This window comes from Mycobacterium sp. SVM_VP21 (assembly GCA_024758765.1).
GTDB lineage: Bacteria > Actinomycetota > Actinomycetes > Mycobacteriales > Mycobacteriaceae > Mycobacterium > Mycobacterium heraklionense_C.
In genome coordinates, this window is record CP101406.1 from 4,815,060 (window position 1) to 4,834,115 (window position 19,056).

Consider the following 19,056-nt stretch of genomic DNA (forward strand, 5'->3'; position numbering starts at 1 on the left):
GAATGTAGGGCATGAGTCCAGCACGTGTTTATGGCGGGCTGTCCGCAACTCAACGCGATGCGCAGCGCCGCGCACTGCTGATTGACGCCGCGGTCGCGCTCATGGGCAAGCAGGGAGCCGCCGCGTGCACCGTGACCGCTGTGTGTACGGAGTCAGGAGTGACGAGCCGGTACTTCTACCAGCAGTTTCGCGACAGAGACGCGCTCCTGCGTGCGATGTTCACCAAGATCTCCACCACCTTCCAAGCCGTGATCACCAAGGCGATACCGGATGACACCGTTGCTCCTCAAGAACTCGCTTACGCTCCGATAAAGGCCCTGGTTCAGATGATCGAGAACGATCCCAGCATGGCCCGCATATTGTTTGTCGAATCGGGCGCTGAACCCCTGCTTCGGCAGCTGCGAAGCGAACTGATGTCCGAATTTGCGGAGCTCGTCCTCAGAGAGGCCCGCCTGCATCTCGATATACCCAGCGAGGTGATTCAGGTCGCAGATCTCGCCGCTACCTACGGTGTCGGGGGCCTGTTCGAGATTCTCCGTCGCTGGATAGACGGACAACTAAACCTATCGACCGAAGTGCTTATCGAGCATTGTGCGGGTTTTCTCGGCAGTCTTGGCCTGTATACCCTCGGCCAGAAACCTGACCCGGCCGCTTCGCACATCCAGGTCGATATCAACTCCCCGGCGGGCCACAACAGATGAGACCGGCGGTATTTTCGCCGACACGCTGCGGCGTCACGCTACCGAAGGCTGGTACACCACGATGTGGTCGAGTACGCGTTTGCTTAGCAAACCCCCTGTCGGCCCCGGTTCAATCCTGAGCAGCCTGCGCCGGTTGAAAAATGAGCAGATTTACGGGTTGAGTCATCCTTCCCAGGGTGGTCGCGCAGTGCAGCGTATTGACGACGCCTTCTGTATGGAGCTAGTGAAGTGATCCAGCGTGACGACGACGAATAACCCGGACGCGGACGCGACCAGCTGGCCGGTGGCTTCCTCGCGCAATTCTGTCCGCACTTCGAGTTTCCGGCCGGTTCTGGACACGAGCTCCGCGCTGACCTCGTAGGGAACCCCCAGCAATACCGGCGCGAAGAACTCGGTGTCGAGCTTACGGGTGACGGCCATCTCACCGACGACGTAGAGCAGCATGCCCACCGTGTCGTCAAGAACCGTCATGACTGCGCCGCCATGTGCGATCCCGGGTGCGCCGCGATGTCGGCCGTCGAAGATATGCCTGGCGCCCACCCCGTCGCCACGCCGACGCGCTCGCAGGCGATGACCGTGCGGATTGTCTGTGCCGCAACCAAGGCACCACGGATGGTGCGCATCGAGGTAGTCGCCGTCGGCGGCGATAACACGATTCTGAAAGTTATGCCACCACGCGATGGCCGAATCTTCTTCCGCTTGCTCGTCGATGACGAAATCCTCCTAAATAGGACCACGCAGTGCATGGACCACCATGCGACTGAAGAACTGCGCCGACGTCGGCTGGGCTGATCGCCCGAAGACAGTATGTAAAGGACTCGTTAGCCCGCCGAGATCATCGCTGCGGTACACCTTCCAGTTCCGTCACTATCAGCCATTTGGTCCTGCCCCGCAATACGCCCTCGACGCTGTCGCCGCATAGCTCGCCCGATAATGCTCGGGGTCGTCGTCGGTGCTATAGGGGTCATACCAAATCCTGTCCCCCACAGCGGTGACGGTCAACCTCGCCTTCTGCACAAGGGTCACGAACGTCACCGACCGCGTTCTGGGCGAAGCGCTGAACATCGTCATGCTGCCAATCGAGAAACCAGTAGTCTTCAGGAAACTCGATTGATTTGAAGTGCCACTCACAGATAGCCTTTCAGATGAGCTTCGATGCCGGTATCGACAGTGCCAACGGATCGACTGGCCGTTTCGAGGGCTTCGACGAGGCGCGTTTCGGCGTCCGGGATCGTCGCGGCGACTTTGGCCGCAGCTAGACTACGACTCCGTAGCGATGTGCCGGCATCCGTGGCTGCGGCCGCAAGCGTAGACCACGCTTTGGAAGCATGTCGGGCCGCGGCAGCCGCTTCGGCAGTGGCGGCGTCATCTAGGAGATCGGCGATGTTCTGGCAACCGTCTGCCTGCAGCGTACGAAAGAGCCCGCCGCCGGTACCGGCTTTCTCGATGAACGCCCCGAGCCCGAACAATGCCGCGGTCAGGGCATCGTCATCGAACAGCGTTGGCCAATGCCCTACGTCATCGGCGAAGTCCTGCACACCCTTCAAACCGGAAGATTCGACTTCAGCTGCCTCGATGCGCAGTAGCGGCGCACCTACGGCACCGCCGCGCATGAACGCTGCGCTCGCGGCGAGTGCAGCGGCCGCGATCGGCCCAAGGTCTGGCACTCGCTCTGGCCAGTCGACGTGATATGTGGTGTGCCGGGTAGGTGTGGGAAACCCGACCGAGGACCGCGCCCGGCGTAGGTCGTCGTAGGCCACCGTCTGGGTTGTCTCGCGGTCATTATCGACCACATAGGCGACCCGTTGTTCGTCATCGTATCCGGTGATGACAATGTCGTGACGGCTCATGTGCAATCGGACGCGCAGGTAAGGAAGTTCGCCGATGTCAGCCCAGACCATGACGGGTCGACCTTTGTCGATTTCGTCGGTCACAAATGCCCATCCCACGTCCGGGTCATCGGTCGATCGCACGACGAACTTTGCGCCAACCCGGGAGAGGTAATCTTGTTCCAGGTCGCTTCCTCGTCCTACCAGGTACACCTGGGGGAACAACTGCGTAGAGCGGACGTACGAGAAGTCCAAGGCTCCGCCGAGGGTGAAGACCAATCCTTCACTGAGTGCTTCTGTCCCCCATCCGAGTTGGGCCCATTCAGTAAGGTCACGAAGCGCACCGGAACCACAGTGCCCTCCCCTCCTATGGGGATAGGGAATTTGAATCCTCGTCATCGCCGCTTCCTCTCTTGTCAGTAGCACTGTTGAGACTCGTCAAAAGCTACGTTTCATCACGGCTTCCCGGCTGACAGTAGGTGCCAACACCAACACGCGTGACCGCAGCCAACCTCAGCCGCGCATCTCGACCGCCTATGGCGATGGGGCACATTGACTTTCGATCGCTAGTCCTGCATCAACACGTCAACGGTAAGAGCCACAGACGCGCAGCACTCAACCGTTGTACTCAGCTCGCTTGCTCCCGTGGTCGCGCTCCCGCGCTTCGGCTGCTTTATCAGAATCGGATGAGTCCTCGGATGTTGCGGCCCGATCGCATATCCGCGTAGCCTTCGTTGATCTGATCGAGGGTGTACTCACGGGTGATCAGCTCATCCAGCTTGAGGTGTCCGGCGTTGTAGAGCTCGACGAGCCGCGGGATGTCGTGGGCGGCGTTCGACGAACCGTACAGAGCGCCGCGGATCTGCTTTTCATACAGCGTCAATTCCAGCAGTGAACCCGACATCGAGGTGTCTTCGGGGTGCCCGATCGCGGTAACGACCACACGGCCGCGTTTACCGACCAAGGACAGCGCCTCGCCGATGTAGGACCCTTCGGCGACATCGGTGGTCAAGACGCAGACATCGGCGAGTTTGCCGCGGGTGATGTCACTGATCAGTGACCAGGCCTCGTCGATCGTGGCAACGGCATGCGTCGCACCGAAACCGCCGGCTTGTTCACGCTTGAACGCCACCGGATCGACAGCCACGATGTTCAACGCGCCCGCGATGCGGGCACCCTGAATCGCATTCATGCCGATGCCACCGGCTCCGATCACTACCACGGTATCCCCGGCACGCACCTCACCGGTGCGCACCGCCGACCCGTACCCGGTCGTCACACCACACCCGATCAACGCCGCCTTGTCCAGCGGTGTCCCCTGGTCGATTTTGACCAGAGACGCCTTGGGGACCACGGTGTATTCCGAGAACGTGCCCAGCAGGCACATCTGGCCGACGTCCTCACCCCGGGCATGGAAACGGTAAGTGCCGTCGATCTGGGGTCCCATCATGAGCGCGGCACCCAAGTCGCACATGTTCCCCATCCCCCGCGCGCAATAGGAACAGTGCCCACACGACGGCAGGAACGTCAGGATCACCGAATCGCCCTCGGCGACGTTCTCGACACCCGCACCCACTTCGACCACGGTGCCGGCACCCTCGTGGCCACCGACGACGGGCAGCGGAATGGGCAGGTCGCCGGTCACGAGGTGTTCGTCGGAATGGCACAACCCGGTCGCGGTCAGCTGGACGAGCACTTCATCGGGGCCGGGAGGATCCAACTCGATGTCCTCGACTTCCCACTTTTCTCCTAGGCCCCACAGCACTGCAGCACGTGTCTTCATATGTGTCTCCTTAACGTCAGTGTTTCGGTCGCAGTGGATTGATGATTCACGCCAGCGTCTCGATGATGAGGTCACCGTCGCCGAACTGGCGGCGCAGCTTCTTCTTGTCGAACTTGCCAGTGGAAGTCAGCGGAATGTCGGTGACGAACGCCCACCGTTCCGGTAGCCACCACTTGGCCACCCGCGCACGCAGAAATTCGGTCAGCTCCGCCGCGGTGGCGGTGCGGTCGGCAGCCAGGACGACCACCGCCAGCGGCCGTTCCTGCCACTTGTCGTCGGGCACTCCAATCACCGTGGCGGTGCGCACCGCAGGGTGAGCGGCCAACTCGTTCTCCAATTCCACCGAGGAGATCCATTCGCCCCCGGACTTGATGACATCCTTGGAGCGGTCGGTCAGCGCGATGAACGCGTCCGCGCTGATCGTCCCGACGTCCCCGGTACGCAACCACCCGTCCGGCGACGCCGCCGGACTGTCATTCTCGTAATACGACTGAGTGATCCACGGGCCGCGGACTTGAATCTCCCCCACCGATTTTCCGTCCCACGGTTGTTCTGCACCGCTGTCATCGACGATGCGGGCCTGCACACCGGCCACCACCCGGCCCTGGGTTGCGCGCAGGTGAAGCGACCTCTCCGGGGTATCAGAACTCCGCGGCAGAGCGACCGAGGCCAGCGGGGAAGTCTCAGTCATCCCCCAAGCCTGCACAATGCGGATGCCCAGCTCGTCATAGGCGGTCATCAACGACCGCGGAACCGCCGAACCACCGCAGGCCACCATCTTCAGCGAACTCACGTCATGGCCGGGATTGTCGCGCAGGTAGTGCAGAACATCGGTCCAGATCGTCGGCACCGCCCCCGCCATCGTCGGTCGCACCGCCTCGATCATCTCCACTAGAGGCCCCGCCTGCAGGAAACGGTCAGGCAGCAGAAGCTGCGCGCCGGCCATCATCGCCGCATACGGCAACCCCCACGCGTTGGCGTGGAACATCGGAACGATCGCCAACACCGTGTCGTCATGACCGATGCCCAAGGCATTCGAAGTGCACGCCGCCTGCGAGTGCAACCACGTCGAACGATGGCTGTAGACAACACCTTTCGGATGCCCGGTGGTACCGCTCGTATAGCACATCGCTGCGGCCGACTGCTCGTCGACGTCGGGCCAGTCGAACGTACTCGACTGGGCGGCCACCACATCGTCGTACCGTAGGACGTCCTTTCCGCACCCCTCGACCGCGGCAAGATCGCCGGTTCCGGTCACTAGCACCGTGCGCACCGAGGTCATCGACGGCAACGCCGCCGCCAAAAGGGCCAGCACCGTACTGTCGACGATGATCACCCGATCCTCGGCATGATTGGCGATCCACGTCAGCTGTTCCGGCGGCAGCCGCAGGTTCAACGTATGCAGCACCGCGCCCATCGACGGCACCGCCGCGTAACAGTCCAGATGCTCCTGGTTGCTCCACTGTAACGTCGCGACACGCTCATCTCCACGGATGCCGATCTGGCGCAGAGCATTTGCCAACCGTGCCGCACGCTCACCCACCTCGCGATAGGACACCCCAGAGATCTGCCGGGGTCCGCGCGCAGTCAGCACCTCGCGATCGCCATGAACTGCCGAAGCATGGGCCACGATCGCGGGCACAGTCAACGCAACGTCCTGCATCGTGCTCCTCATCGCACACCCGCCCTACAGCCCGCGGTGAGGCGAGGGTCACGCATCGATGAGGTCCTGCCGATTCTGGCTCTCCAGCATCAACCGGTACTCGGGGAACAGGTTCTTGGCCTGCGGGATCAACTTGATCAACTTCGGCACCGGACCTTTCGCACGTACCGTTCCCTTGGCCATCGCCATCGTCAAGTTCACCTTCCCCAACCAGAACTTGTTCCCCGTGTCTGCCGACATGAACAACTCCACGTTGGGCACCGCGGTACTGGCCGCTCCGGTCTCCACCACCTTGTTCGGCATGTCCACCGTCACAACCGCATCCGGATCTGTGTAATGCACCCGCAACACCACACCCGAATTCGCGAGCTTGTCCGCCAGACCTTCCTTCTCCAAACCCCGCCGAAAGATCCCGCCCAGGAAGGCATAGACCTCGTCCTCGTCCCTAAATACCGCCACCGTCAACCTCAACTAACCTCATTGTCAGAACAGAACAGAACAGAACAGGCACCGACTTCTGACGCTGCTCCTCCGGAAAGAATCGTCATGCTCGTTGGGAAACCCCACTAGGTCCTGATGCGCTGCGCCAAGGCGACCGCCGGGCAGCCGCTAGCGTTCCTTTGCCAGCGGGGCTGGATGGCAATTGTCACTGAAGTACCTCTCCAAGACACGCGTCGCATCCGCCGTCGTCGTTCCCACCGCCTACGCACCGCCGGCACCTCAGTCCGAGCCGGCGAGCACCAGTTCGGCCCGTTCGACGGCGACTTGCTGCGTGATGACCCGCTTGCTGAACATGAAGTCGCGGGGACGGTTGATGCAGTCGGCGGCAATGAGCTCGCCGGCACGGAGGTAGAAGCAGGTGAAGTCGCGGTCCCGGGTCGGGTCGCCGCTGAGGACGACCTCGTCGTACCCGGTGTTGAGACCGGCGATCTGGAGCTTGAGGTCGTATTGATCTGACCAGAACCATGGAAGGGCCGCAATCTTCTTGGACTTCCCACAGACGGTCGCGGCGGCGACCTTGGCCTGCTCGGCCGCGCTCGGCACGGACTCCAGGCGGATGCGACGGCCGTAACGGGCCATGTCGTGGCTGGCGCAGTCCCCGGCGGCCACGATGTCGGGGTCGCTAGTCCGGGCCCGATCGTCGATCACGACGCCGTTGTCGACGACCAGGCCCGCGGTGGCGGCGAGCTCGGTGTTCGGCTCCACGCCGATGCCGACAATGACGAGGTCGGCGGGAATTGATTCGCCACTGGCCAGGATTACTTCGCGGACCCTGCCGTCGCCGGACAGAGCCTCGACCAGCGTGCCCGTCCGGATGTTGACGCCCTCCTCCCGGTGGATCCGGTCGAAGAACTCCGATACCTCCGGGGCGGTGACCCGTTCAAGGACGCGCCCGGTCGCCTCGAGCAGGGTGACCTCCAGACCCAGTGCACGCAACGAGGCGGCTGTCTCCAGTCCGATGTAGCCGCCGCCCACGATCACCGCCCGACGCCCGGGGCCGGCGGCCTCTCGGATCATCTCGCCGTCCGCGGCGGTGCGTAGGTAGAAGACTCCGGCCAGGTCCGCTCCCGGGGTGGGGAGCCGACGAGGCCGGGCGCCAGTGCACAGCGCGAGCTTGTCGTAGGGCAGTGCGTCGCCGGTACTCAGCACGACATGACCAGCCGAGCGGTCGATCGCCGCCACCGTCGCATCCAGGAGTCGGATCCGCTGCTTGGCGTAGAAATCCGAGTTGCGGATCGCGAGTTCGGCCAGTTCGCATTTGTCGGCCAGGTACGACTTGGACAGCGGGGGCCGCTGGTAGGGCAACGCCGACTCATCGCCGACGAGGACGATCTCGCCGTCCCACCCTTCTCGGCGAAGACTGGCGGCGAGCTGGGTGCCCGCGTGGCTGGCCCCCGCGATGACCGCTCGCTGCACGGTCATGCGCCACCTTTCGGGATGAGGCGGACCATCAGCTTACTGATCCCCCTCACGAAGTTGGACTGCACGTACTCGGGCTCACCGACGACCTCGATGTTCTCGAACCGCGGAAGCAGCTCCTCCCACAGGATCCGCAACTGCATCTCGGCCAGCCGGTTACCCATACAGCGGTGCACGCCGAAACCGAAGGAGATGTGGTTACGGGCGTTGGCCCGGTCGATAATCAGGTCATCGGGCCGATCGAACACGCGCTCGTCGCGGTTGCCCGAGGCGTACCACATCAGGACCTTATCGCCCTTGCGGATGAACTGCCCGTTGAGCACAGTGTCGGCCTTGGCGATCCGGCGCATATGCGCGAGCGGGGTTTGCCACCGGATGATCTCCGAGACCATGTTGGGGATCAGCTCGGGGTTCGCCTTCAGCTTCTCAAACTGGTCAGGGAACTCGTTCAGCGCCAGAACACCACCGCTCATGGAATTGCGGGTCGTATCGTTGCCACCCACGATCAGCAATACCAAGTTGCCCAAGAACTCCATCGGGCGATCGATCAGGTCCTTGGTGCTCTCGTCGCTCTGCAACATGGTGATCAGATCGAAGCCGGGCAGCTCTCCGGCAGCTTTCCGGGCTGCCTTGTCCCGCCAGTGAGCGCTGAGACCTCTAGCCATATCGACCATGCCGCGAAATATCTCGTCGTTGTCCGAGGGCCCACCGTTGGCTTGCTCCATGGAGGTGGCGAGATCGGACCATTGGACGAGCTTGCGCCGCTGCTCGTACGGGAAGTCCAGCAGCGTGGCCAGCATGCGCGCGGTTAGCTCGATCGAGACGTGCTGCACCCAGTTGAACGGTTCGCCAAGCGGCAGAGCGTCGAGCACGTCTACCACCCGCTCGCGGATGAGGCCCTCCATCTCACGCAGGTTCTTCGGTGCGACCACACCCTGGACAGCCTGCCGTTGCCGGTCGTGTTTCGGGGGGTCCATCGCGATGAACATCGCAATGTCGAGGAAGCGCGGCGGGCTCCCGATGACGATGAACGGCTCGGAGGAGAAGACCTCGTGGTTCTTGTCGACGGCCACGATGTCGGCATGCCGCGTCACCGACCAGAACGGGCCGAACGCGCTGTGGGCCTGATAGTGCACGGGAGCCTCGTTGCGTAGGCGCTCGTAATAGGACTTCCAGCGACCCTGACGATAGAGGAAAGGATTGCTAAGGTCGATGTCGGTCAGTTCAACCTCGTCAGCCGGCGGGATCGGTCGCTCGATGAAGATTTTTTCACCGTTGGTGCCGGTGACCCAGCGCCGCGTTCTGTCGTAGAGGTGGGCGCCCTGGATTATTCGGTCCATCGGAATTGTTGCCTGAGCCTTGGCAGTGACTGCCTCGCGAATATTGCTCACGTCTCACCTCTCTTTCGTCATCACAGTTGGAACTCGGGCAGATGGACGATCAAACCGTCCCACGCCTCAGAGACCTGCATCTGGCAGGACAGCCGGGAGGTCGGCTGACGCTCGGGGTTCATCGCGAGCATCTCCTCTTCATTGGCCCCGGGTTGCGTCCAGCAGAGTGGTGTACGAGTCGGACCTGATCAGCGGGACCGGCGTGTCGTTGCCGAATGATTGAAGGTCATCGCGTGATTCTTCGAGAGACCCGTCAAAGTCCAACACACGGGCCCAACAAGGAATCAGTTACAGATCCCTTCCTGACACCTCCGGAGGCATTTGAGAAGGACCAACTTGATCTATATCAGCGAGCCTCGACGCAGGAGAGGCGAAGCTGGACCGCCGACACAGGCCCCAGCGGCTAACGCGCGCGAGGATGCGCCTCGGCCCACACCTCGCGCAGGGCGTTGACCGTCACCAACGTATAGATCTGGGTGGTGGTCACCGAGGCGTGGCCGAGCAGCTCTTGCACCACCCGCACGTCGGCGCCGCCGTCGAGCAGATGGGTCGCGAATGAGTGCCGCAGCGTGTGCGGTGACACTTTGGCGGTGATCCCGGCCCGCTCGGCGGCGTCTTGCAGCACCTGCCAGGCGCTCTGCCGCGACAGCCTCCCCCCGCGGGCGTTGAGGAACACCGCGGCGGTACCGCGGCCGCGGCCGGCCAGCTCCGGACGGCCCCGCACCAGGTAGGCGTCCAGCGCCGCGACCGCCGGCCGGCCGACCGGCACCAATCGCTGCTTGCCGCCCTTGCCGTGCAACAGCACCGACCGGTCTGCGACATCAATATCGTCGATGTCCATTCCCACGGCCTCCGAGATGCGGGATCCGGTGGAGTACAGCATCTCCAGCAATGCGCGGTTGCGCAGCGTCAACGGCCCGTCAGCCTCGCTGGGGGTACCACCCGCTTGCGGGGGAGCGCCGCCGGCACCGGCCAGCAGCGCCGCCACCTCGTCAACGGTCAGGCTCTTGGGCAGGCGCCGCCCCGGTGTCGGCGGCTTGACCGAGCGCGCCACGTCGGCCGCCACCAGCCCCTCGGCGGCGGCGAACCGGTGCAGGCCGCGCACCGCGATCAGCGCGCGCCCCGCCGAGACCGCCGACAGGCCGGGCACGCCGTTGTCGGGGTCGCCACGACGCAGCGTCACCAGAAAATCGGTGACGTCGCCTTCGCCGACGCCGGCCAGGTCTTCGATCCCGCGGGCCAGCAGGTGCTCGCGGTAGCGGCGCAGGTCGCGCCGATAGGAACTCAACGTGTTGGCCGCGACCCCGCGCTCGATGGTCAGGTGGTCCAGATACCCCTGCAACTGCCCGCCCAGCGGGCCCACCGGCTGGGCCGCCGCCGTCATGGCCGGTTCTGCCTTGCCGCGAACGCCTTTGGCCGATCCACCCACTCGGCGCCGGGGTCACGCAGCTCGGCTAAGCCCTGGCTGTGCGCGTGAGCGGCCAAAATCCCCGCCACCGCAATGGCATTGACGATCTCGCCGGAAAACACCATCCGGGCCGCCTCGGCAAGCGAATACCACTCGCACCTCAGATCGGCCTCTTCGTCGTGCGCCTCCGGTCGGCCCACCTCGGTCAGGCCAGTGGCCAGATACACCCGCACCGACTCGTCGGAAAAGCCCGGCGTGGAGACCAGGTCCACCAGCACCTGCCAGGTGGTCGCGGTCAGACCGGCCTCCTCGACCAGCTCGCGACCGGCCGTGACGTGCGGCGGCTCGCCACCGACGTCGAGCAGGCCGGCGGGCAGCTCCCAGAGCCGCCGGCCCAGCGCGTGGCGGTACTGGTAGATCAGCGGGATTCGACCCTCGTCATCCAGGGCGACCACCGCGACCGCCCCGAAGTGCTCCACCACGTCCCGGGTGGCGGTCGCGCCTCCCGGCATCAAGACCTCGTCACGGCGCAGCGCAAAGATCTTGCCGCTGTGCAGCAGCTGCGACGACGTGGTCTCGAAGACGTGGTCAGCCACGGGTGACGTGTTCCGGCAGCGCTTCTTGCAGTGGGTCGGTCAACGGCTGGGCACTGCCGCCGTGCCCCTCGGCTCCGTTCTGGGCGTCATCGTGGTCAGCGGCGTGGGGCTCGTGGGCGTGCTCGGGGATCTCCACCGGCAGCCGCTCGGCGGCCTTGTAGTCCATCGCCGCACCGATGAACGCGGCGAACAGCGGATGCGCCCTCGTGGGCCTGCTCTTGAGCTCGGGGTGCGCCTGGGTGCCCACCAGGAACGGGTGCACCTCGCGGGGGTACTCGACGAACTCCACTAGCTTGCCGTCCGGGGAGGTGCCGGAGAACCGCAGCCCGCTCTCGGCGATCCGGTCGCGGTAGGCGTTGTTGACCTCGAAACGGTGCCGGTGCCGCTCGGAGACCTCGGTGGCCTGATAGGCCTCGGCCACAATCGAATCCGCTTCCAGCACGGCGGGATAGGCGCCCAGCCGCATGGTGCCGCCGAGGTCGGCCGTTCCCGCGACCGCCTCCTGCTGGTCGGCCATGGTCGCGATGACGGGGTCGGGGGTGTCCGGGTCGAACTCCGCCGAGCTGGCCTGGGTGACCCCGGCGGTGCGGGCTGCGTCGATCACGATGCACTGCAGACCCAGGCACAGTCCCAGCACCGGCAGCGCGTGGGTGCGGGCGTAGGCGATGGCGCCGATCTTGCCCTCGATGCCCCGGATTCCGAACCCGCCGGGGATCAGGACCCCGTGCATCTCCCCCAGCGCGGCGGCAGCGCCGGCCGGGGTTTCGCACGCATCGGAGGCCACCCAGTGGATCTCGACCTTCGCGAAATGGGTGAAGCCACCGGCCCGCAGCGCCTCCGTCACCGACAGATACGCATCCGAGAGGTCGATGTACTTGCCCACCAAGGCGATTCGCACCGTCTCGTGGGGTTCGTGGACACGGCGCAGCAGCTCGTCCCACTCGGTCCAGTCGACGTCTTTGAACGGCAGGTTCAGGCGGCGCACCACGTAGGCGTCCAGCTCCTCGCGGTGCAGCACCTTGGGGATGTCGTAGATCGAGGGTGCGTCCGGGGTGGAGATCACGCCGTCGACGTCGACGTCGCACATCAGCGCGATCTTGTTCTTGAGCGCCTCGGGCACCTCGCGGTCGCAACGCAGGATCAGCGCGTCGGGGGTGATGCCGATGCTGCGCAGCGCGGCCACCGAGTGCTGGGTGGGCTTGGTCTTGAGCTCACCGGACGGGGCCAGATACGGCACCAGCGACACGTGCAGGAAGAACACGTTGTCGCGGCCTACGTCGTGGCGGACCTGCCGGGCAGCTTCCAGGAACGGCTGCGACTCGATGTCGCCGACGGTGCCGCCGATCTCGGTGATCACCACGTCGGGGCGTACGCCGTCGGCGTCGGGCTCCGACATGGCCAGGATGCGCCGCTTGATCTCGTCGGTGATGTGCGGGATCACCTGCACGGTGTCGCCGAGATATTCGCCGCGGCGTTCCTTGGCGATCACCGTGGAATACACCTGGCCGGTGGTCACATTCGCCGAACCGGACAGATCGCGGTCCAGGAATCGCTCGTAGTGGCCGACGTCAAGGTCGGTCTCGGCACCGTCCTCGGTGACGAACACCTCGCCGTGCTGGAACGGATTCATCGTTCCAGGGTCGACGTTGAGATAAGGGTCCAGCTTCTGCATGGTGACCTGCAGTCCCCGGGCTATCAGCAACTGGCCCAGGCTACTTGCGGTCAAACCCTTACCTAGCGAGGACGCAACTCCACCCGTGACGAAGAGATGCTTCGGCTCGGTTTGCGGATGCTTTCGCAGTGGTGGCAACACCAACCTCCGTGACGACGGCGCAGGAACTTCAGGGCCTGCCGACCCACGGAATCTCACCCTAACATCGACTCGGCGTCCCGGCTCCAGACACGCCCAGTCGCCCCCGAACACCGCCTGTGATACGGCCGGCTATTGCGCCAGGGTGACCGAGCCGGCGCCGTGGCCGATGCCGTACTGGCCCGGCTGGCCCCCGCCGATCAGGCTGCTCACCGCCATCACGGTGGTGATCCGGCCCGACTCGATGTCCACGTCGTCGACGGTGCTGATCGTGCCGGCCACCGCGGAATCGGTGCGTGCCATAGCCACCGCCGCGGTGCCCGACGCCGACCCGTCGCGGCCGGCCAGCACCGTCGCCGAACCGTGCGGGGCCAGTGCCGCGGCGAACCGGGCCACGCTCAACCCGGCGGTGCCGGCGTCTTCCGGCAACGCCCCGCCGGTGACCACGATGGCGGCGTTGGCGGCCGGGAAGCGCTCTTGGGCGTAGGTGACGAAACCGGTGTCGCGCAGCGCGGCCAGCACGGTGGCGCGGGCGGTGTCATCGACAGCGGGGCCGGGCGGAGTCGGGGGCTCGGGACGGCGCGAGTTGATCAGCAGTGCGATCCCGAGCAGGTCGCCGGCCTGGGCGTCCTGGTCGACCAGGCTGGTGCTCAATTGAGCGCCAGCCGGCACGATCCCGGACTCCAGCACGGCACGCAGCTTCTCCTCGGCGTTGCCGTCGACGAACTGCGCCGTCAGTGTCACCGTTCCGGTGACGGTTCCGCCGGCCTGCCCGATGATCCGCGAGACCGCCTCGACGTCGTCGTCGGCCGCGTCAGGGGTCCGGAAGATCACCGTGGATTTCCCGGTCAGCGCGTCGTGCACCATCCGGGGCGCCATCTGGGCATCGAAATCGTTGGCGTTGCGCAGTCGTTCGCTCAGCGCGTTGTGCTGTTCGCGCAGCGCGTCGACCTGCTCCCGCAGATCCTGCTTGTCGGACTGCATGCCGGCCATCAACGGACCCGACAACAGTCCCGAACCTAGGACGACGCCGAATACCAGTGCCAGCAGCACTGCCGTCAGCGACATCGCGTGGTAGCGAGGGGTGATCATGGCGGTGCTGACCCCGATCCTTTTGCGTCGATCCCTTTTAGGTCACCCAGTGCCGCAACCACTGCGACAGGTGCTGCCAGTAGTGCCCGAGCCACTCGAGCACCACGGCGTCGGTCCGCGATACCCACAGCGCGACGATGATCGCCATCAGCATGGTCAACACCAGCAGCGCGATCGCGCCGGCCGAAATCCGGTTGCGGTAGAGCGTGGCGACCGCGCGGGCGTCCACCAGCTTCTCGCCGACCTTGAGTCGGGTCATGAACATCGACGGGTTGGTCAGCTGACGGGTCCGGTCGAAGAACGTCTCGATGTTGGCGGTGTGCCCGGCCGTCACCAGTAGCGCCGCACCGTGGTGGTCGGCCAGCAGCAGCGCCAGGTCCATCGCGGAACCGGCGGCCGGGAAGGTCATGGCACCGACACCCAGGTCCTGGATGCGCTCCAGACCGGGCGCGTGGCCGTCCGCGTCTGCGGGCAGCACGACCTGCGAGCCGCACCGCAGCACTTCGGCGCTCATCTGGTCGGGGTCGCCGACGATCAGCTGCGGGCGGTAGCCGGCCTTGCGCAGCACGTCGGCTCCGGCACCGATGCCGATCAGCACCGGCTGGTACTCCTTGATGAACGGCTTGAGGCACTTGAGGTCGTCAGTGGCGGTAGCTTCGTCACCGACCAGCACCACGTGGCGACGTCGCAGGTCGACGTCGATCTCGGGGATCCCGATGCCGTCGATCAGCAGCGGGCTCTCGCTGCGAATGAACTCGATGGTGTTGCCGGCGAAGGACTCCAGGTGGGCCACCAGCCCGCTCTTGGCCTCGATCATCATGTCGGCGATCTCGACGTCGCTGCGTTCGACGCCGCGGGCCAGCCGGCGGTCGCCGGAGTAGACGGCGCCGTTGTAGAGGCGGATCTTGGCGCCGTCCCGGATCTTCTTGAACACCGTGGGTCCGGCTTCGTCGATCAGCGTGACGCCGTTGGCGACCAGCACCTCCGGTCCCAGGTTCGGGTAGCGCCCGGAGATCGATGCCGAGGCGTTGACGACGCCGGCGATCTGGGCTTCCACCAGGGCGTCGGCGGTGATCCGGTCCAGGTCGAGAATGTCGAGGACCACGATGTCGCCGGGGCCAACCCTGCGCAGCAGTCGGTCGATGTCGTGGTCAACCCGAGCCGTACCGACAAGGCCAGGCCGGGCGGTGTTACGAGACAGCAGCGCAGACATCTTCATGGGCGCGATTCTGGCCGGGAAGTCGGGAGAATCGCGGGAGGCGCGCCGTAACACCAGCCCCAGAAGTTTCATCAGTCACATCAGTCACAAGGCGCTGACCTGTCGTCGGCTTCGTTGTCGGAGCCCGCGTTCCGATCCTCTTGCGCGGCATCTAGTAGCTCTCGCGCGTGCGCCCGGGCGGTGTCGGTCTCCCCCAGCCCGGCCAGCATCCGGGCCAGCTCGCCGACCCGGGCGTCGTCCGCCAACCGGCGCACCCCGCTGGCGCCTTGTCGCCCGGTGGGCTCGACCATCAGGTGCACGTCGGCATAGGCCGCGACCTGCGGCAGGTGGGTCACCACGATGACCTGGTGCGTTCGGGCCAAGCGAGCCAGCCGCCGCCCGATCTGCACCGCGGCCCGTCCACCCACGCCCGCATCCACCTCGTCGAACACCATCGTGGTGCCGGCCGACTGCCGCGATGAGGTGGCTAGCACCACCTCCAGCGCCAGCATCACCCGGGACAGTTCCCCACCGGAGGCGCTCTTGGCCAGCGGCAGCACCGTCATGCCGCGGTGCGGGGCCAGGCCGAACTCGACATCGTCGATACCGTCGGCGCCGGCGTGCACCGTCTGGCCCGACGGCAACCGCAACGCGGCCGGGTCCTCGGCGGCCGCCGGGCTGGTGCTGACCCCGATGCTGAATTCGGCATCGGCCATTGCCAACCCGGACAGTTCGGCGCTGACCGCCTTGGCCAGTCCGCCAGCCGCCTTGGTGCGCGCGGCACTGAGGTCGGTGGCGGCCTTGGCCACCTGCTCTCCCAGCGCGTCGACCCGGCGCGCCAGCTCGGCGAGCGCTTCCTCGGAGACGTCGAGCTGGGTCAGCCGTTCCCGGGATTGCGCCGCCCAGGCCAGCACCCCGTCGATGTCGGCGGCGTACTTGCGGGTCAGGCTGCGCAGCTCGGCCTGGCGGGCCAACTTGGCATCGAGCGCATCGGCGCCGGTGGGCAGATCATCGAGATAACTGCCGAGTTCGCGGGCCACGTCACCCACCACGGTGAGCGCCTCGCCGAGCTGATCGCCCAACGCCTGCAGCGCGGTGTCGTCGGTGCCGCTCAACGCCGCCTTCGCCTGCCCCAGCCGATCGGTTGCCGAGTTCGGCCCGTCGGCTGCATCGAGCGCGTCGTCGGCTCCGGCCAGGGCCGCCCGCGCACCGGAGGCCGCGGCACGCAACGCGTCGAGCTCGGAGAGCCGCCGAATCTCGGCGGTCAGCGCGTCGTCTTCCCCGGCCCGAGGCTCGACGGCATCGATCTCCCGCAGCGCGAACGTGAGCCGGTCGGCTTCCTGAGCCAGTTCCCGGGCGCGGTCGCGGCGTTCGACCAACTCGCGTCGTGCCGATTGCCAGGCCTCGCGCGCGGCGCGGTAGCGCTCCAGCCGGGCGCCCACCGCGGCGTAGCGATCCAGCGCCGCACGTTGCTCGTCCGGGCGCATCAACCGCAGCTGATCGTTTTGGCCGTGCAACGTCAGCAGGCTGCCGGTGAACCCGGTCAGCGATTTGGCCGGGACCCCGCGCCCGCCCAGGTAGGCCCGTGAGGGACCGTCGCGGCTGACCGAGCGGGCCGCGATCACCGTGCCGTCCTCGTCGCGCTCGGCTCCGGCGGCCTCGAGCAGTTCGTCGATCTGCCCGGCTGCGGCCTGCGCCAGGTCGGCGGTGCAGAACCGGCCCTCCACCACGGCACGGTTGGCACCGGAACGCACCCGGTTGGCGTCGGCGCGAGCACCACCGAGCAGGTGCAGCCCGGTGACCACCATCGTCTTGCCGGTGCCGGTCTCGCCGGTCAGGACGGTCAGTCCGCGGTCGAATTCAGCGGTGGCTGCGCTGATGGCGCCCAGGGACTCGATACGGATCTCAGTCAGCACCGGAGGCGCACCCCTACTGTCCGCGCCAGCCGGTGACCGGCAGCCGGAATTTGCGCACCAGACGGTCGGTGAACGGCGAGCGACCCAGCCGCGCCCACTTCACCGGGCTGACACCGCGCTGCACTTCCAGGCGGCCACCGGCGGGCACCAGCATCTTGCGGCGACCGTCGCAGAACACCAGTGCATTGTGGCCGTCGCTTTCGACTTCGATCGCGATGATCGATTCGGGGCTGGTGACCATGGGCCGGGCGAACAGCGCGTGAGCGTTGTTGGGCACCACCAGGATGGCGTCCAGGTCGGGCCAGAGCACCGGTCCGCCGGCGGAGAACGCATAGGCGGTGGATCCGGTCGGGGTTGACACCAGCACCCCGTCGCAGCCGAACGTCGACACCGGCCGGCCGTCCACCTCGACGACGACGCCCAGCACACCCAGCCGGGGGCCCTTCTCCATGCTGGCCTCGTTGAGCGCCCACCCGCTGTCGACGATCTCGCCGTCGGCGCGCACCACGACGTCCAGCGTCATCCGGTCCTCCACCCGGTAGTCGCGGGCGATGATCTTGTCCAGCACCTGGTCGATGGTGTCGGCCTCGGCTTCGGCCAGAAACCCGATTCGGCCCAGATTGACGCCCAGTACCGGGATGTCGGCGCTGCGGGCCAGCTCCGCCGCGCGCAGGAAGGTGCCGTCACCGCCGAGAACCAAGACCAGTTCGCAACCCTCGGCCGCCCCGTTGTCGGGATCCACCAGGTCGATCGCGACACCGATCTCGCGACCTTCGTCAGCCCCCGCGTGCAGCGCACCCTTGTCGACGGCTTCGGCGGTCAGCACGCGCAGCGCGATGCCGTGTTCGTCGAGCACCTTCTCGACCCGGCGGGCGGTGTCGGTGGCCTCTTCACGACCGCTGTGCACCACCAGCAGCACGGTGCGTTGATGATCTCCACTGGTCATTGCGGACCCCTCGCGACGGCATCCTGCACGGCGGCGCGCAACGCGTCACCGGTCAGCGGCGCGGCACTGGCGCGCAGATGCAGAAAGTATTCGACGTTGCCGGAAGGTCCCGGCAACGGACTGGCGGTGACGGCGACGGTGCCCCACCCCAGTTCTTCGGCGCGGTGCGCCACCGATACGACCGCGTCGGCCCGCAGGGCCGGGTCGGACACCACACCGCCAGACCCCACCTGTTGTCGTCCGACTTCGAACTGCGGCTTCACCATTGGCACGATATCGGCGTCCGGTGACGCACAGCCAGCCAGCGCGGGCAATACCGTGGCCAGCGAGATGAACGACAGGTCCGCAACGATCAGCTCCGCGGGCCCGCCGATGGCGTCGACCGTCAGACCTCGGACGTTGGTGCGTTCGATGACCACCACCCGCGGGTCGGTGCGCAACGACCAGGCCAACTGCCCGTAGCCGACGTCGACGGCGACCACCCGGGCCGCACCCCGGTCCAGCAGCACTTCGGTGAATCCGCCGGTCGAGGCGCCGGCGTCCAGGCACCGCCGGTCGGCAACGGCGATACCGAACGTGTCCAAGGCGCCGATCAGCTTGTGCGCCCCGCGCGACACCCAACTGCGTTCGCCGTCGTCCACCACCGCCAGCGCCGCGGTCACCGCCACGGCGGTGGCGGGCTTGACCGCCGGGATGCCGTCGATGGTGACTTTGCCGGCCTCGATCAATTCGGCGGCCTGCTGGCGAGACCGCGCCAATCCGCGCCGGACCAGTTCGGCGTCGACCCGAGCACGCCGCGACAT

Annotated in this window: 16 protein-coding genes and 1 pseudogene; 1 reads left to right on the forward strand and 16 read right to left on the reverse strand. The window is 66.1% G+C overall.

What is annotated here, in order from left to right; genetic code table 11:
• Positions 1–11 precede the first annotated feature (11 nt).
• Positions 12–701, forward strand: a complete 690-nt coding sequence (locus tag NM962_22510; protein ID UVO12563.1) for a TetR/AcrR family transcriptional regulator — start codon at positions 12–14, stop codon at positions 699–701.
• A 162-nt stretch (positions 702–863) separates the two neighbouring features.
• On the opposite strand, the gene NM962_22515 is transcribed toward NM962_22510, so the two are convergent.
• The 16 genes and pseudogenes from NM962_22515 to NM962_22590 form a co-directional block, all read right to left on the reverse strand.
• Entirely contained in the window at positions 864–1,382 is a 519-nt protein-coding gene (locus NM962_22515) for a PaaI family thioesterase (GenBank protein ID UVO14909.1), read from the reverse strand.
• Positions 1,383–1,828: 446 nt separating this feature from the next.
• A complete protein-coding gene (locus tag NM962_22520) occupies positions 1,829–2,929 on the reverse strand; it encodes a BtrH N-terminal domain-containing protein (protein UVO12564.1) in 1,101 nt (366 codons plus the stop codon).
• Between the two features lie 277 nt (positions 2,930–3,206).
• On the reverse strand, positions 3,207–4,313 hold the full coding sequence (locus NM962_22525; GenBank protein ID UVO12565.1) for an NDMA-dependent alcohol dehydrogenase: 1,107 nt from the start codon (positions 4,311–4,313) through the stop codon (positions 3,207–3,209).
• A 46-nt stretch (positions 4,314–4,359) separates the two neighbouring features.
• Entirely contained in the window at positions 4,360–5,976 is a 1,617-nt protein-coding gene (locus NM962_22530) for a fatty acid--CoA ligase (GenBank protein ID UVO12566.1), read from the reverse strand.
• Between the two features lie 48 nt (positions 5,977–6,024).
• Positions 6,025–6,435 carry an SCP2 sterol-binding domain-containing protein gene (locus NM962_22535; protein UVO12567.1) on the reverse strand — a complete coding sequence of 137 codons (411 nt, stop codon included), beginning with the start codon at positions 6,433–6,435 and terminating at the stop codon, positions 6,025–6,027.
• A gap of 261 nt (positions 6,436–6,696) precedes the next feature.
• Complete coding sequence (locus NM962_22540; GenBank protein UVO12568.1) at positions 6,697–7,899, reverse strand: FAD-dependent oxidoreductase; 1,203 nt, start codon at positions 7,897–7,899, stop codon at positions 6,697–6,699.
• On the reverse strand, positions 7,896–9,236 hold the full coding sequence (locus tag NM962_22545; GenBank protein UVO14910.1) for a cytochrome P450: 1,341 nt from the start codon (positions 9,234–9,236) through the stop codon (positions 7,896–7,898). The genes NM962_22540 and NM962_22545 overlap by 4 nt, the downstream gene beginning before the upstream one ends.
• A gap of 71 nt (positions 9,237–9,307) precedes the next feature.
• Positions 9,308–9,436, reverse strand: a pseudogene (locus NM962_22550) (2Fe-2S ferredoxin).
• Positions 9,437–9,690: 254 nt separating this feature from the next.
• Entirely contained in the window at positions 9,691–10,671 is a 981-nt protein-coding gene (xerD, locus tag NM962_22555; GenBank protein ID UVO12569.1) for a site-specific tyrosine recombinase XerD, read from the reverse strand.
• Positions 10,668–11,291, reverse strand: a complete 624-nt coding sequence (locus tag NM962_22560) for an NUDIX hydrolase (protein UVO12570.1) — start codon at positions 11,289–11,291, stop codon at positions 10,668–10,670. Before NM962_22560 ends, xerD begins: the two co-directional genes overlap by 4 nt.
• On the reverse strand, positions 11,284–13,092 hold the full coding sequence (locus tag NM962_22565) for a CTP synthase (protein UVO14911.1): 1,809 nt from the start codon (positions 13,090–13,092) through the stop codon (positions 11,284–11,286). The genes NM962_22560 and NM962_22565 overlap by 8 nt, the downstream gene beginning before the upstream one ends.
• Positions 13,093–13,233: 141 nt before the next feature.
• Positions 13,234–14,193: a copper transporter gene (locus tag NM962_22570; GenBank protein UVO12571.1), complete on the reverse strand. Its 960-nt coding sequence runs from the start codon at positions 14,191–14,193 to the stop codon at positions 13,234–13,236.
• 37 nt (positions 14,194–14,230) lie between these two features.
• Entirely contained in the window at positions 14,231–15,412 is a 1,182-nt protein-coding gene (steA, locus tag NM962_22575) for a putative cytokinetic ring protein SteA (GenBank protein ID UVO12572.1), read from the reverse strand.
• 80 nt (positions 15,413–15,492) lie between these two features.
• A complete protein-coding gene (recN, locus tag NM962_22580; GenBank protein ID UVO12573.1) occupies positions 15,493–17,307 on the reverse strand; it encodes a DNA repair protein RecN in 1,815 nt (604 codons plus the stop codon).
• Positions 17,308–17,320: 13 nt separating this feature from the next.
• Entirely contained in the window at positions 17,321–18,253 is a 933-nt protein-coding gene (locus NM962_22585; GenBank protein ID UVO12574.1) for an NAD kinase, read from the reverse strand.
• A complete protein-coding gene (locus NM962_22590) occupies positions 18,250–19,056 on the reverse strand; it encodes a TlyA family RNA methyltransferase (protein UVO12575.1) in 807 nt (268 codons plus the stop codon). Before NM962_22590 ends, NM962_22585 begins: the two co-directional genes overlap by 4 nt.

Excerpts from the sequence above, each read along its gene's own strand:
- NM962_22525 (UVO12565.1), bottom strand. The coding sequence starts at position 4,313 with ATGAAGACACGTGCTGCAGTGCTGTGGGGCCTAGGAGAAAAGTGGGAA.
- NM962_22545 (UVO14910.1), bottom strand. The coding sequence starts at position 9,236 with ATGGACCGAATAATCCAGGGCGCCCACCTCTACGACAGAACGCGGCGC.
- NM962_22510 (UVO12563.1), top strand. The coding sequence starts at position 12 with ATGAGTCCAGCACGTGTTTATGGCGGGCTGTCCGCAACTCAACGCGAT.
- NM962_22590 (UVO12575.1), bottom strand. The coding sequence starts at position 19,056 with ATGTCGCGGCGTGCTCGGGTCGACGCCGAACTGGTCCGGCGCGGATTG.
- NM962_22540 (UVO12568.1), bottom strand. The coding sequence starts at position 7,899 with ATGACCGTGCAGCGAGCGGTCATCGCGGGGGCCAGCCACGCGGGCACC.
- NM962_22570 (UVO12571.1), bottom strand. The coding sequence starts at position 14,193 with ATGATCACCCCTCGCTACCACGCGATGTCGCTGACGGCAGTGCTGCTG.
- xerD (UVO12569.1), bottom strand. The coding sequence starts at position 10,671 with ATGACGGCGGCGGCCCAGCCGGTGGGCCCGCTGGGCGGGCAGTTGCAG.
- NM962_22585 (UVO12574.1), bottom strand. The coding sequence starts at position 18,253 with ATGACCAGTGGAGATCATCAACGCACCGTGCTGCTGGTGGTGCACAGC.
- steA (UVO12572.1), bottom strand. The coding sequence starts at position 15,412 with ATGAAGATGTCTGCGCTGCTGTCTCGTAACACCGCCCGGCCTGGCCTT.
- NM962_22520 (UVO12564.1), bottom strand. The coding sequence starts at position 2,929 with ATGACGAGGATTCAAATTCCCTATCCCCATAGGAGGGGAGGGCACTGT.
- NM962_22530 (UVO12566.1), bottom strand. The coding sequence starts at position 5,976 with ATGCAGGACGTTGCGTTGACTGTGCCCGCGATCGTGGCCCATGCTTCG.